The sequence below is a fragment of the Streptomyces sp. Ag82_O1-12 genome, assembly GCF_900182715.1.
Classification (GTDB): domain Bacteria; phylum Actinomycetota; class Actinomycetes; order Streptomycetales; family Streptomycetaceae; genus Streptomyces; species Streptomyces massasporeus.
The window spans coordinates 1680163-1693238 of record NZ_FXUW01000001.1 but is presented as its reverse complement, the minus strand read 5'-3'; the positions used below and the strand labels follow the sequence as shown (position 1 = coordinate 1693238).

Annotated in this window: 12 protein-coding genes; 9 read left to right on the top strand and 3 right to left on the bottom strand. The window is 73.7% G+C overall.

Going from position 1 to position 13076, the window contains the following annotated elements; genetic code table 11:
• The first annotated feature begins 48 nt into the window (after nt 1-48).
• The 6 genes from QOL88_RS07825 to QOL88_RS07800 all read left to right on the top strand — a co-directional run bounded on the left by QOL88_RS07825 (nt 49) and on the right by QOL88_RS07800 (nt 8074).
• Nucleotides 49-636 (top strand): hypothetical protein, encoded by a 588-nt coding sequence (locus QOL88_RS07825; protein ID WP_306456173.1) that lies wholly within the window; start codon nt 49-51, stop codon nt 634-636.
• A 631-nt stretch (nt 637-1267) separates the two neighbouring features.
• Nucleotides 1268-2251, top strand: a complete 984-nt coding sequence (locus QOL88_RS07820) for a class F sortase (RefSeq protein WP_283445880.1) — start codon at nt 1268-1270, stop codon at nt 2249-2251.
• Nucleotides 2252-2479: 228 nt separating this feature from the next.
• Complete coding sequence (locus QOL88_RS07815) at nt 2480-3817, top strand: ABC transporter ATP-binding protein (RefSeq protein ID WP_097215726.1); 1338 nt, start codon at nt 2480-2482, stop codon at nt 3815-3817.
• Nucleotides 3818-3938: 121 nt separating this feature from the next.
• Complete coding sequence (locus tag QOL88_RS07810) at nt 3939-5327, top strand: aldehyde dehydrogenase family protein (protein WP_097215725.1); 1389 nt, start codon at nt 3939-3941, stop codon at nt 5325-5327.
• A gap of 19 nt (nt 5328-5346) precedes the next feature.
• Nucleotides 5347-6429, top strand: coding sequence for a Zn-dependent alcohol dehydrogenase (locus QOL88_RS07805; protein ID WP_097215724.1), 1083 nt, complete (start codon nt 5347-5349; stop codon nt 6427-6429).
• Nucleotides 6430-6622: 193 nt separating this feature from the next.
• Nucleotides 6623-8074, top strand: a complete 1452-nt coding sequence (locus QOL88_RS07800) for an MFS transporter (protein ID WP_097215723.1) — start codon at nt 6623-6625, stop codon at nt 8072-8074.
• Here QOL88_RS07800 and QOL88_RS07795 read toward each other — a convergent pair.
• From QOL88_RS07795 to QOL88_RS07785, 3 genes are all read right to left on the bottom strand, one after another.
• A complete protein-coding gene (locus tag QOL88_RS07795; RefSeq protein ID WP_179879098.1) occupies nt 8063-9040 on the bottom strand; it encodes a DMT family transporter in 978 nt (325 codons plus the stop codon). The genes QOL88_RS07800 and QOL88_RS07795 overlap by 12 nt on opposite strands.
• A 366-nt stretch (nt 9041-9406) precedes the next feature.
• Nucleotides 9407-10117, bottom strand: coding sequence for an ArsR/SmtB family transcription factor (locus QOL88_RS07790; RefSeq protein ID WP_097222903.1), 711 nt, complete (start codon nt 10115-10117; stop codon nt 9407-9409).
• 57 nt (nt 10118-10174) lie between these two features.
• Nucleotides 10175-10816: a TetR/AcrR family transcriptional regulator gene (locus tag QOL88_RS07785; RefSeq protein ID WP_097215721.1), complete on the bottom strand. Its 642-nt coding sequence runs from the start codon at nt 10814-10816 to the stop codon at nt 10175-10177.
• A gap of 76 nt (nt 10817-10892) precedes the next feature.
• Between QOL88_RS07785 and QOL88_RS07780 the strand changes: the two genes are divergently transcribed.
• From QOL88_RS07780 to QOL88_RS07770, 3 genes are all read left to right on the top strand, one after another.
• Nucleotides 10893-12044 (top strand): acyl-CoA dehydrogenase family protein, encoded by a 1152-nt coding sequence (locus QOL88_RS07780; protein ID WP_097222902.1) that lies wholly within the window; start codon nt 10893-10895, stop codon nt 12042-12044.
• 60 nt (nt 12045-12104) lie between these two features.
• Nucleotides 12105-12356: a YiaA/YiaB family inner membrane protein gene (locus QOL88_RS07775; RefSeq protein WP_097215720.1), complete on the top strand. Its 252-nt coding sequence runs from the start codon at nt 12105-12107 to the stop codon at nt 12354-12356.
• Nucleotides 12357-12426: 70 nt separating this feature from the next.
• Nucleotides 12427-13062: a TetR/AcrR family transcriptional regulator gene (locus QOL88_RS07770; RefSeq protein ID WP_097215719.1), complete on the top strand. Its 636-nt coding sequence runs from the start codon at nt 12427-12429 to the stop codon at nt 13060-13062.
• Nucleotides 13063-13076 lie beyond the last annotated feature (14 nt).

Genomic DNA, 13076 nt, shown 5'->3' with positions numbered 1-13076 from the left:
AGGTGACGAGGTGTTTGTATGTAAATCATCTGACTTGGAGGCATGTTCATGCCCGTCGTACCCCTCGCGCGTCGTGCCGGCACCCGCACCGCCGTCCTCGCCGCCCTCACCCTCGCAGGGACCACCCTGAGCGGGGTGTCCGCCGTCGCCGCTCCGATCCCGGGGGACAACGGAGACGTCAAGATCCACGCCAGCACGACGGCCGCGGCCAATCAGCGCAACGACCCGAAGGTCTGCGACTTCTACCTCGCCGCGTTCAACTTCGACGCGCGCGAGAAGGTCAACTGGACCATCCAGACCCAGCCCGAGGTCCCGGGTGGAGCCACACGCACCGGCACCTTCACCGCCGACGCGACCGGTGCGGGCCGTACCACGGCCGTCGACCTGCCCAACGGGCAGTACAAGCTGACGTGGCTCACCGACCAGGCCCACGGCGCGGGCAAGTTCAAGGTGTTCAAGGTCGACTGCCCGACCTCGAAGCCGACGACGCCGGTCGGCGGCCCGCCCGCGGGCGGTGGCGGCATCGCCCGCGGTGAGGCCTTCACGCCGGTCACCGGCGCGGCCGCGGTCGGCCTGGCCGCCGTCGCCGGGACGGTCTGGTTCCGGCTCCGTCGCCGCCCCGATGGCGCCGCGTAAGGCACGATCCGCGGAGCGCTCCGCCCCCCGGCCGGGGCGGAGCGGGGACGCGCTCGGTCCCGACGCCGGGCCGGAAAGGCGGCGTGGAGGCGGTGCCGGACACGGTGCCGCCTCGGCGGTTCGGCGTGGCGCCGGCTCCGGCTCCGGTGTCGGTTCAGGCTCCGGTGCCGGTGCCGGTGCCGGTGCCGGTGTCGGTGTTGGTCTCGGTTCGGGTTCCGGTTCCGGTTCCGCCGACGCGCCGTCGGGGCGGCGCGGGGGAGGGGCCGGGGCCGCGGCGGCTCCGCCGGGCCGACGGGGTGCCGCCGCCGGCCTCGGGGCCCGGGGCGCCCGTTCGGGTTCCGGATCCACCGCCGCCCCGGTGCGTCGGCGCGGGCCTGCTGCTGCCGATGTTCCGGGGATTCGCCGGGGGGCCGGCTCTGGTGCGGGCCCCCGGGCCGGGCGTGGTTCCGTCTCTGTCTCCGGCTCCGTCTCCGTCTCCGGCTCCGTCTCCGGCTCCGGTTCCGGCTCCGGCTCCGGTTCCGTCCGGGCGGGGCGGTACGCAGCTGCCCCCGGCTCCCCCGGCGCGTGGCCCCGACGGCCCCGTAGGCCCTGGCGCCGGACGCGTGCCTATCGGCTGACGCGGACGATCGTGGTGGCCGTTTCGCTGCTGGTGGTGGTCGGCGTCTCCTGGGACCGGGGCGAAGACGCCGGCGGCACGGTCACGGCCCTCCCGCCGGACTTCACCACGGCCGCCCACCCGGCGGGCTCCGGCACGGGGACGGCTGCCCTGCCCGGGGCGCCCGGTGCGGGCGATGCCCCCCTGCCCGGTGCCTCCGGCGCAGGTGAGGCCGCCCTGCCGCGACCCTCCGGCACCGGCACCGGCACCGCTGCTCGGCCGGCCGACCCCCACGACCCCGCCGGCCCCCGCACCGGCCCATCCCGGCCCCCCGCACCCCCGGCCCGCACCCCAGGGCCCGCCGGCAACGCCCCCCGCGCCCAAGGGCTCCAGCCCCCGGGCGGCGGCGTCACCAACACCCGCCGGAGTCCAGCGCCCCGCACCCCCAACCCCGCCACGCTCCCGCCCCACCCCCGGCCCGCAGCCGCCGCCCCCCGCCCCGCTCCCAAGCCAGCCGCCCCCGCCGTCCGCAAGCCCCGCCCCGCGACCGGCCCCCGCCCCCTGCCCCGCTCCCGGGCCACCCGCCTCCTCATCCCCTACCTCCGCCTCGACGCCCCGGTCATGGACCTCGGCCTCGACCGCGACCGCCGCCTCACCGCGCCGCCGGACGACGACCCCACACTCGTCGGCTGGTACCGGCACGGCGCCTCGCCCGGCGAGCAGGGCACCGCCGTGGCCGTCGGACACCTGGACACGGACAGCGGACCGGCCGTCTTCGCCGGGCTGCCCGAGCTGAAGCGCGGCCGGATCGTCCAGGCCCGCCGCGCCGACGGGCGGATCGCCGTCTACACGGTCGACAAGATCAAGTCGTACGAGAAGGCGCACTTCCCCAGTCAGGAGGTCTACGGCGCCCGGGGCCGTCCCGAGCTGCGCCTGATCACCTGCGGCGGCAGCTACGACCGCAGGAAGGGCTACTCCGGAAACGTGGTCGTCTTCGCCCACCTCACCGGCATCCGCTGACCCGGCCACTCCCTCACCGGCATCCGCTGACCCGGACCACTCCCTCACCGGCGGCCGGGCCTGGTCGTCCGCCTTCTCACCAGATGGACCGGAGCCCCCGATCCTGTCCGGTCTCTTCCCCAGGCCGCACACATTCCGTTAACTTCCGTGACCCACAGCCCCGTACGACCCGTACGGGGCTTCCGACCGCGGAGCACCAGCGCCCTGATGACCCCTCGGGGGCACCTCATGACACGCGCCATCTCCCTGCACGATGTGAGCAAGTCCTACACGCGGGGCGCCCGCGTGGTGGACCGGCTGTCGCTGGACATCACCCCCGGCGAGTTCCTCGTGCTGCTCGGCCCGTCCGGCTGCGGCAAGTCGACCGTGCTCAGAATGATCGCCGGGCTGGAGGAGATCGACGAGGGCCGACTGCTGCTCGACGGCGAGTACGCCAACGACCTGCCGCCGTCCGGCCGGGACATGGCGATGGTCTTCCAGAACTTCGCCCTGTACCCGAACATGACCAGCCGCGCGAACATCGGGTTCCCACTGCGCATCGAGGATCCGGGCGCGGACCACCGCCCCCGTGTCGACGCCACCGCCCGCATGCTCGGCATCGAGGACCTCCTCGACCGGCTGCCCGGCCAGCTCTCCGGCGGCGAACGCCAGCGCGTCGCGATGGGCCGGGCCATCGCCCGCCACCCCTCCGCGTTCCTGATGGACGAGCCGCTGTCCAACCTCGACGCCAAGCTCCGCACCCATCTGCGGGCCGAGATCTCCCAGCTCACCCAGGAGCTGGGCGTCACCACGATCTACGTCACCCACGACCAGGCCGAGGCCATGTCGCTCGGAGACCGCGTCGCCGTGCTGCGCGGCGGTGTGCTCCAGCAGGTCGACAGCCCACGCGTGGTCTACGCGCTGCCCAGGAACGTCTTCGTCGCCGCGTTCATCGGCACCCCGCGCATCAACCTGCTGCGCGGCCTGGTGCGTGCCCCGCTCGACGGGGCGATGACCATCAGCCTGGGCAAGCAGTTCCTGCGCCTGCCCGAGCCGCTCTCCCTGGACCACCAACTGCTGCGCGTCCAGCAGGGCCGCGAGGTCATCGTCGGTCTGCGCTCCGAGGCCGTCCGGATCGCCAAGCACAGCGCGGCCCGCCCCGGCGAGGTGCCTATCACCGGCCTGGTCGAGCACGTGGAGTTCCAGGGGCACGAGATCCTCGTCCACTTCAACACCGGCTCCAGCCCCGCCGTCGTCCCCGAACTGGAGGCCCCGCGCCCCCGCCCCGGACGCCCCGCCCGGCGGCGCCGCCGCGACGGCTCGGTCCTCACGAGGCTCCGGGAGCGGTCCGGGGCCGGACGGGCCGGACCCGTGATCGCCCTGGACCACCCGGAGGCCGCCGCCGTCCCCGCGACCGCCGAAGCGCGCCTGCCCGGCGATCTCATCGTCCGCACCACCCCGGACCTGGCCCTCCGTCACGGCATGCAGGTACCGCTCCTCGTGGACCTCGCCCACCTCTTCGTCTTCGACCAGCACGGCGACCGGATCTGCCCGCACCCGGATCGCCTGCCCGACCTGGGGGAGTGAGGAGCGGCACACCCGGACGTAGCCGTCCGGGTGCTGTGATGGGCAGGGATGTCTGGCGCCAGAAAACTATCGTCGCTAGTTTATGTGTCGGACGACGACGCCCCGCCCCGGAGGATGCGCGATGAAGGCTCATGACGGCATGTACATCGACGGCGCCTGGCGCCCCGCCGCCGGCCAGGACGTGATCGAGGTCCTGAACCCGGTCGACGAGCAGGTCATCGGCACGGTCCCGGCGGGCACCGCCGAGGACGTCGACGCCGCCGTACGGGCCGCCCGCGCCGCCCTGCCGGACTGGGCCGCGACCCCGCCCGCCGAGCGCGCGGCGCGCCTGGCCGCCCTGCGGGACGCGCTCGTGACTCGCGCGGACGAGATCGCCGAGACCGTCACGGCCGAACTCGGCTCCCCGCTGAAGTTCTCGCAGGCCGTCCACGCGGGCGTGCCGATCGCGGTGGCGGGCTCCTACGCCGAGCTCGCGGCGACGTACGCCTTCGAGGAGAAGACCGGCAACTCGGTCGTTCACCACGAGCCGGTCGGTGTCGTGGCCGCGATCACGCCCTGGAACTACCCGCTGCACCAGATCGTCGCCAAGGTCGCCCCGGCCCTCGCGGCGGGCTGCACTGTCGTGGTGAAGCCCGCCGAGGACACGCCGCTGGTCGCCCGGCTGTTCGCCGACGCCGTGCACGAGGCCGGTCTCCCGGCGGGCGTCTTCAACCTGGTCACCGGCCTCGGCCCGGTGGCGGGACAGGCCCTCGCCGAACACCCCGGCGTCGACCTGGTCTCCTTCACCGGCTCCACCGCCGTGGGACGCCGGATCGCCGCGATCGCCGCCGGGCAGGTCAAGAAGGTCGCCCTCGAACTGGGCGGCAAGTCCGCCAACGTCATCCTCCCGAGCGCCGACCTGGCCAAGGCGGTCAACGTCGGGGTCGCCAACGTCATGTCCAACTCCGGGCAGACGTGCAGCGCCTGGACGCGGATGCTGGTCCACCGCGACCGGTACGACGAGGCCGTCGAGCTCGCCGCTGCCGCCGCCGCCAAGTACGGCGACCGCATCGGCCCGGTCGTCAACGCCAAGCAGCAGGACCGGGTGCGCGGCTACATCGAGAAGGGCGTCGCGGAGGGCGCCCGCCTGGTCGCCGGCGGCCCCGAAGCCCCGCGCGAGCAGGGCTGGTTCGTGGCCCCCACCGTCTTCGCGGACGTCACCGAAAACATGACCATCGCGCAGGAGGAGATCTTCGGCCCGGTCCTGTCGATCCTGAAGTACGAGGACGAGGAGGAGGCCCTGCGCATCGCCAACGGCACGGTGTACGGCCTGGCCGGCGCCGTCTGGGCCGGTGACGAGGCCGAGGCGGTGGCCTTCGCGCGCCGGATGGAGACCGGCCAGGTCGACATCAACGGCGGCCGCTTCAACCCGCTCGCGCCCTTCGGCGGCTACAAGCAGTCGGGCGTGGGCCGTGAACTCGGCGTGCACGGCCTGGCCGAGTACCTCCAGACCAAGTCCCTCCAGTTCTAGTCAGGGAGTCCCTTCCGTCATGGCTGTCCGCGCCGCCGTCCTGCCCGCCATCGGCTCCCCGCTGGAGATCACCGGCATCGACCTGCCCGACCCCGGACCCGGCCAGGTCCGCGTCCGGCTCGCCGCGGCCGGGGTCTGCCACTCCGACCTGTCCCTGTCCGACGGCACCATGCGCGTGCCCGTCCCCGCGGTCCTCGGCCACGAGGGCGCCGGCACGGTCGTCGCCGTCGGCGAGGGCGTCGGCCACGTCTCGCCCGGCGACGGGGTCGTCCTCAACTGGGCGCCGTCCTGCGGCGCCTGCCACGCCTGCTCGCTCGGCGAGGTGTGGCTGTGCGCCAACGCCCTCAGCGGCGCCGCCGACGTCTACGCCCGCACCACCGAGGGCACCGACCTGCACCCCGGCCTGAACGTCGCCGCGTTCGCCGAGGAGACGGTCGTCTCCGCGTCCTGCGTCCTGCCGGTCCCGCACGGCGTCCCGCTGACCGACGCGGCCCTCCTCGGCTGCGCCGTCCTCACCGGCTACGGCGCCGTCCACCACTCGGCCCGGGTCCGGGCCGGCGAGACGGTCGCGGTGTTCGGCGTCGGGGGAGTGGGTCTCTCCGCCCTCCAGGCCGCCCGGATCGCGGGTGCCTCGAAGATCGTCGCGGTGGACGTGTCCGCCGAGAAGGAGGAGCTGGCCAGGGCGGCCGGCGCCACCGACTACGTCGTCGCCTCCGACACCACCGCCCGCGAGATCCGCGGGCTCACCGGCAAGCAGGGCGTCGACGTCGCCGTGGAGTGCGCCGGACGCGCGGTCAGCATCCGCGCGGCCTGGGACTCGACCCGCCGCGGCGGCCGCACCACGGTCGTCGGCATCGGCGGCAAGGACCAGCAGGTCACCTTCAACGCCCTGGAGATCTTCCACTGGGGCCGCACCCTCTCCGGCTGCGTCTACGGCAACTCCGACCCGGCTCAGGACCTCCCCATCCTGGCCGAGCACATCCGGGCGGGCCGCCTCGACCTGAGCGCGCTGGTGACGGAACGCATCTCCCTGGACGGCATTCCGGCGGCCTTCGAGAACATGCTGGCGGGCAAGGGCGGCCGGGCCCTGATCGTCTTCTAGCCCCGGCTCCGGGGCACCCCGGCCTCCTCGCGAGGCCGGGGTCTTCGGCATGTCCGGGCCCGCGGTCGATGCCAAGTGCAGGCAAAACTCCTGGTGCGCGACCCGTTGACGGGCATACCGTCCGGTCAGTACGTTCCCCGGAACTCGAGCCACCCCCCCGTTCCGTCCCCCGCACCCCCGGAGCGTGCACCGCATGGACACGGCACCTTCCGCTCAGCCCGCCACGACCACGCCCGCCGTCGGCAACCGCCGAAGGGTGGCCACCGCGGCGGCGCTCGCCTCGGCCGTCGAGTGGTACGACTACTTCGTCTTCGGCATCGCCGCCGCCCTCGTGCTCGGCGACCTCTACTTCCCCGCCGGCAGCGCCACGGCAGGCGTCCTCGCCTCGTTCGCGACCTTCGCCGTCGGCTTCCTCGCCCGCCCCATCGGCGGCATCGTCGCCGGCCACCTCGGCGACAAGCGCGGCCGCAAGCCGATGCTCGTCCTCGCGCTCACGCTCATGGGCGTGTCCACCACGGCCATCGGCCTGCTGCCGACCTACGACACGATCGGCGTGGCCGCCCCGATCCTGCTCGTCCTGCTCCGGGTCGCGCAGGGCGTCGCCGTCGGCGCCCAGTGGGGCGGCGCGATGCTCCTGGCCACCGAGTACGCCCCGGAGGGCAAGCGCGGTGTCTACGGCAGTGTCGTCCAGCTCGGCGTCCCCATCGGCGTGGTCACCGCCAACACCGTCTTCCTGCTGGCCGGAGCCCTCACCACCGACTCGGCGTTCGAGGCCTGGGGCTGGCGCGTGCCGTTCCTGGCCGGGCTGCTGGTCCTCGTCCTCGCCTGGTACATCCACACACGCGTCGAGGAGACCCCGGCGTTCCGCGAGGCCGAGCGGGCGCTCGCCGAGAAGGAGAAGACCGAGCAGAGCTCGCCGCTGCGCACGATCCTGCGCGGCCACCTCGGCACCGTGTTCCTGGCGGGCGGCTCCTTCGCCGTGAACACCGCCACCTTCTACATCCTCATCACCGGCGTCCTCGACTACACGACCCGCGAGCTGGACATGAAGAAGAGCGCGGTGCTCACCGTCTCGCTCTGCGTCAGCCTCACCCAGCTCGTACTGATCCCGGCCGCCGCCGCACTCTCCGACCGCGTCGGCCGCATCCGGATCTACGCCCTCGGCGCGGCCGGTATCGCCCTGTGGGCCGTACCGCTCTTCCTGCTGATCGACACGGGCTCACTGCTGTGGCTCGCGGTCGGCACGTTCGTCGCCAGCTGCTTCCTGAGCATCATGTACGGCCCCCAGGCCGCCCTGTTCGCCGAGCTGTTCACGCCCGAGATGCGCTACACCGGCGCCTCCCTCGGCTACCAGATCGCGGCTGTCGCGGGCGGCGGGCTCGCTCCCTTCATGATGGTGCTGCTGCTTGAGGCGACGGGCACGTCGATGGCGGTGTCCGGGTACATCGTCGCGCTCTCGGTGATCGCCCTGGTGTCGATCAAGATCCTCGCGGACCGGACGCGCGCGGCGGAGGCGTCGGCGGAACCCCGGACGAACGCCGAGCCGGAGACGGGCGCCGTGTCAGTGACGGGCGCCGTGCCGGAGACGGGCGCCGTGCCGGAGACGAAGGCCGAGACGGAGACGAAGGCCGAGTCAGCGGGCTGAGTCCTCGGCCGCCTTGGCCTCCTCGGGCCGTGGCTCCGGAACCGCTCCCGGAGCCACGGCCCGCGCCGCCGCCCGCGACCTCGACCGGGACACCGCCACACCGGCCAGGCACAGCACACCGCCCACCAGCGTCAGCACCCCCGGCACCTCGCCGAGGAACAGCCACGACATCAGGACGACCAGCGCGGGCGCCGCGTACGTCGTCGCGCCCATCTTGCTCGCGGTCGTGCGGGACAGGGCGTACGCCCACGTCGTGAAGGCCAGCGCGGTCGGGAAGACGCCCAGGTAGACCATGTTCAGCGTCGCCGAGGCGGGCGCCGACGCGGCCTCCTGGACGAGCTGCCCCGCGAACGGCAGGCACAGCACCGCGCCGACCAGGCAGCCGAACGTCGTCACCTGCAGCGGGCTCGCCGTGCTCAGCGCCGGCTTCTGCGCCACGACACCACCGGCGTACGCGATCGCCGCCAGCAGGCACAGCACCACACCGAACACCGAGGAACCGCCCTCGCCCGACATCGACAGACCCACCGTCACCGCGCCGGCGAACGACACCGCCATCCCCGCCAGCAGCCGCGGCGGCATCGGGTCGCCGAGCAGCCGGGCCCCGAGCAGGGCGATGAGGATCGGCCCGGTGTTCACGACCAGGGCGGCCGTACCCGCGTCGACCTGCTGCTCGCCCCAGTTGAGGGCGACCATGTAGAAGCCGAACCACAGCAGCCCCGATATCGCGATGCCGCGCCAGGCCGAGCGCGGCGGCAGCCCCTCCCGCCGCAGCAGGCAGATCACCCCCAGTGTCAGCGCCCCGGCCAGCAGCCGCCCGAGCGCCAGCGCACCCGGCGAGTACGCGTCCCCCGCGCTGCGGATCGAGACGAAGGCGGAGGCCCACAGCACGACGGTCACCGCGGCCGCACCGGCGGCCAGCAGCTCCGCCCGCCGGGCGGGGCGGGACGGGGAGGTGTTCGACATCATGCTCCAGAGACTAGGAGGGGGAGGGGCCGGAAGCTCGCGGATTTCGGACGGCACACCAGCCACGGCCGCAAAGCCGCCGGGGGTGGTCGGAGGGGTTGCCGTGCCGGGGCGGTCGGGTGCTGCGCGTGGTCGGAGGGGTTGCCGTGCGGGGCCGGTCGGGTGCTGCGCGTGGTCGGAGGGGTTGCCGTGCGGGGCCGGTCGGGTGCTGCGCGTGGTCGGAGGGGTTGCCGTGCGGGGCCGGTCCGGCGCTGCGCGGGTCGGGGGCGTGGTGCCGGGCCGGTCGGGCGGCGCGCGTGGTCGGAGGGGGATGCCGTGCCGGGCCGGAGGGGCATGGCGTCGGGCCGGACCGGGAGCCGTGCGGGGTTATCGCAATGCCACCGCCTCCACCCCCAGCAGATCCCACAGGGCCCGTTCACCGGCCGCCGTCACCTTCACGGCCCGCTCCGAGCCGATGCGCACGCACCAGCCCGTCTCCAGGGCGTGCCGGCACAGGGCCGCGCCCGCGACGCCCGCCAGGTGAGGGCGGCGTTCGGTCCAGTCGAGACAGGCCCGGGCCAGGGGACGACGGCCCCGCCGCTCCAGGCCGATCCCGGCCGACGCGAACCACGCCAGCCCGGCGTCGGTGAGCGCGAACCCCGTCTCCTGCTCCAGCAGACCGCGGGCCGTCAGTGCGTCGGTGACCGCGATGCCGAGCCGCCCGGCGAGATGGTCGTAGCAGGTGCGGCCCCGGGCCATCGCCGAGCCGGCGCTCGACTCCCGAAGACTCCGCGGCCGTACGGCCGTACCCGGCGAGACCTGGGCGGCCAGGTCCTCCACCAACTGGGCGACGCGGGTGTCGGCCAGCCGGACGTACCGGTGGCGGCCCTGGCGCTCCTCGGCGAGCAGCCCGCCCGCGACCAGCCGGCCCAGATGCTCGCTCAGCGTCGACGCGGCCACGCCCGCGTGCCGTGCCAGCTCGCTCGCGGTCCAGGCCCGTCCGTCCAGCAGCGCCAGCAGGCACGCGGCCCGGGTCTCGTCGGCGAACAGCGCGGCGAGCCGTGCCAGGGCCGTCGCCTGCGGGTCCCTCGTCGTCATGCCACCAGCATGGAACACGAACGGTTCGGTCACCGCCGAAGTGTCCGTGGCGTGGCCCTACGCCGTGCGCCGCACCTGCGCGTACTGCTGCGCCAGCCCGTCCAGCAGGGCCGTCAGCCCGGTCTCGAAGGCGCGCTCGTCGATCTTCTCCTGCTGCTCGGCGAGGAGGTGGGCCTGCTGGAGGTGGGGGTAGTCGGCGGGGTCGTAGGCGCTCGCGTCGTCCACGAAACCCCCGGCGAAGGAGCCGAGCGCGGAGCCCATCACGAAGTACCGCATCAGCGCGCCGATGGACGTGGCCTGCGCCGGCGGCCAGCCCGCGGCGACCATCGCGCCGTAGACGGCGTCCGCGAGGCGCAGTCCGGCCGGGCGGCGGCCGGGGCCGCGGGCCAGCACCGGCACGATGTTCGGGTGGTCGCGCAGGGCGGCCCGGTAGGAGACGGCCCAGTCGTGCAGCGCGGTCCGCCAGTCCCGGCCGTCCTGGAACATCGACAGGTCCACCTGGCCGCTCACGGAGTCGGCGACCGCCTCCAGGATCTCGTCCTTGGTGCGGAAGTGGTTGTACAGCGAGGGTCCGCTGACGCCCAGTTCGGCGGCGAGCCGCCGCGTGGAGACGGCGGCCAGACCCTCCGCGTCCACGAGCGCGCGGGCCGTCTCGACGATCCGGTCGGTGCTGAGCAGGGGCTTGCGCGGTCGGGCCATGGCGCACATAGTAGGGCTGGGCACAAAACTAGCAGTGCTAATTTAAATGTATGGCTTCCAAGTGGGGTGACTCGTGGTGAATCTGGAGCTCAGCGAGGAGCAGAGCGCGGTCCGGCAGCTCGCGCGGGACTTCGTGGAGCGCGAGATCACCCCGCACGTCGTCGCGTGGGACCGCGCCGAGGAGGTCGACCGGGCGATCGTGAAGAAGCTCGGCGAAGTCGGCTTCCTGGGCCTGACGATCGACGAGGAGTACGGCGGCTCCGGCGGCGACCACCTCGCGTACTGCCTGGTCACGGAGGAGCTGGGCCGGGGCGACTCGTCGGTGCGCGGCATCGTCTCGGTCTCCCTCGGGCTGGTCGCCAAGACCGTCGCCGCCCATGGCAGCGAGGAGCAGAGGCGCCGCTGGCTGCCCGGCCTGACGTCCGGAGCGTCGGTCGGCTGCTTCGGCCTGACCGAGCCGGGCACGGGCTCGGACGCGGGCAGTCTCGCGACCCGGGCGGTACGGGACGGTGACGACTACGTCCTCGACGGCACCAAGATGTTCATCACCAACGGCACCTGGGCCGACGTCGTCCTGCTCTTCGCCCGCTCCACGGACGCCCCCGGCCACAAGGGCGTCTCCGCCTTCCTCGTCCCCACCGACACGCCCGGCCTGACCCGCCGCACCATCCACGGCAAGCTCGGGCTGCGCGGCCAGGCCACCGCCGAACTCGTTTTGGAAGGCGTGCGCGTACCGGCCTCCGCCCTGCTGGGGGAGGAGGGCAAGGGCTTCTCGATCGCCATGTCGGCCCTCGCCAAGGGCCGGATGTCGGTCGCGGCGGGCTGCGTGGGCCTAGCCCAGGCCGCCCTGGACGCGGCCGTGCGGTACGCGGGGGAGCGCGAGCAGTTCGGCAGGACCATCGCCCACCACCAGCTCGTCCAGGAGCTGCTCAGCGACATCGCCCTCGACGTCGACGCCGCCCGCCTGCTCACCTGGCGGGTCGCCGACCTGATCGACCGGGGGCAGTCGTTCGCCGTGGAGTCGTCCAAGGCCAAGCTGTTCGCCTCGGAGGCCGCCGTCCGCGCCGCGAACAACGCGCTCCAGGTCTTCGGCGGCTACGGCTACATCGACGAGTACCCGGCGGGCAAGCTACTGCGGGACGCCCGCGTGATGACCCTCTACGAGGGCACGAGCCAGATCCAGAAGCTGCTCATCGGGCGGGCGCTGACGGGGGTTTCGGCCTTCTGAGTACGTGCCTGAGTACTTCGGCGGATGTGGCGCGGGCCACGTCCGCCGATGCTTTCCCTCATGAGTGACACACCGGGCAAGCAGCAGAACACGGCCGCCTTCTACGGCCAGGCCGTCGCCTCCTTCGCCGTCGCCATGGCGGCCACCGCCATCGGCATCTACCAGCTGAGCGCCGACGCCTGGGTGCGGGCCTTCCTCGCCATCGCCGTCCTGTACCTGGTCACCTCGGCCTTCACCCTGTCCAAGGTGATCCGGGACCGGCAGGAGAGCGCGGGGGCGGCCCCCTCGTACGCCCCCTACGAGAAGCACTGAGCAGCCGCACTAAGCGCTCGCTCACCTTCGGCGGTATGGTGTTGCTCCTGCCAGTGGAGAGGGGCGAGCGATGAGTACGGCGGAGGAGACGGCCGGCGGCGAGGCGCAGGCGTGGGGCGAGGTCACGCCCGACGCGGCGCGGCGGCTGCTGGTCGCCGCGGTGGAGGCCTTCGCCGAGCGTGGCTACCACGCCACGACGACCCGCGACATCGCGGGCCGCGCCGGGATGAGCCCGGCGGCGCTCTACATCCACTACAAGACCAAGGAAGAGCTGCTGCACCGCATCAGCAGGATCGGGCACGAGAAGGCCCTGGAGATCCTGCGGACGGCGTCCCGGCGCGAGGGCAGCCCCACCGAGCGGCTCGCCGACGCGGTGAGCTCCTTCGTGCGCTGGCACGCGGGCGGGCGCACCACCGCGCGGGTCGTGCAGTACGAACTCGAGTCGCTCGGGCCCGACGCCCGCGCCGAGATCCTCGCGCTCCGGCGCCAGGTCGACGGCGAGGTGCGCGGGATCATCGAGGAGGGCACGCGCTCGGGCGAGTTCGAGGTCATCGACGTGCACGGCACGACGCTGGCCGTGCTGTCCCTCTGCATCGACGTGGCGCGGTGGTTCAACGTCGACGGGCCCCGGACGCCGGAGCAGGTCGGCGAGTTGTACGCCGACCTGGTGCTGCGGATGGTCGGGGCCCGGGGTGCGGCGGCCTGAGGTCCGGGAGCCGG

Coding starts and splice junctions, on each gene's coding strand:
- QOL88_RS07770 (WP_097215719.1), top strand. CDS start 12,427: ATGAGTACGGCGGAGGAGACGGCCGGCGGCGAGGCGCAGGCGTGGGGC.
- QOL88_RS07775 (WP_097215720.1), top strand. CDS start 12,105: ATGAGTGACACACCGGGCAAGCAGCAGAACACGGCCGCCTTCTACGGC.
- QOL88_RS07815 (WP_097215726.1), top strand. CDS start 2,480: ATGACACGCGCCATCTCCCTGCACGATGTGAGCAAGTCCTACACGCGG.
- QOL88_RS07810 (WP_097215725.1), top strand. CDS start 3,939: ATGAAGGCTCATGACGGCATGTACATCGACGGCGCCTGGCGCCCCGCC.
- QOL88_RS07805 (WP_097215724.1), top strand. CDS start 5,347: ATGGCTGTCCGCGCCGCCGTCCTGCCCGCCATCGGCTCCCCGCTGGAG.
- QOL88_RS07825 (WP_306456173.1), top strand. CDS start 49: ATGCCCGTCGTACCCCTCGCGCGTCGTGCCGGCACCCGCACCGCCGTC.
- QOL88_RS07800 (WP_097215723.1), top strand. CDS start 6,623: ATGGACACGGCACCTTCCGCTCAGCCCGCCACGACCACGCCCGCCGTC.
- QOL88_RS07795 (WP_179879098.1), bottom strand. CDS start 9,040: ATGTCGAACACCTCCCCGTCCCGCCCCGCCCGGCGGGCGGAGCTGCTG.
- QOL88_RS07785 (WP_097215721.1), bottom strand. CDS start 10,816: ATGGCCCGACCGCGCAAGCCCCTGCTCAGCACCGACCGGATCGTCGAG.
- QOL88_RS07790 (WP_097222903.1), bottom strand. CDS start 10,117: ATGACGACGAGGGACCCGCAGGCGACGGCCCTGGCACGGCTCGCCGCG.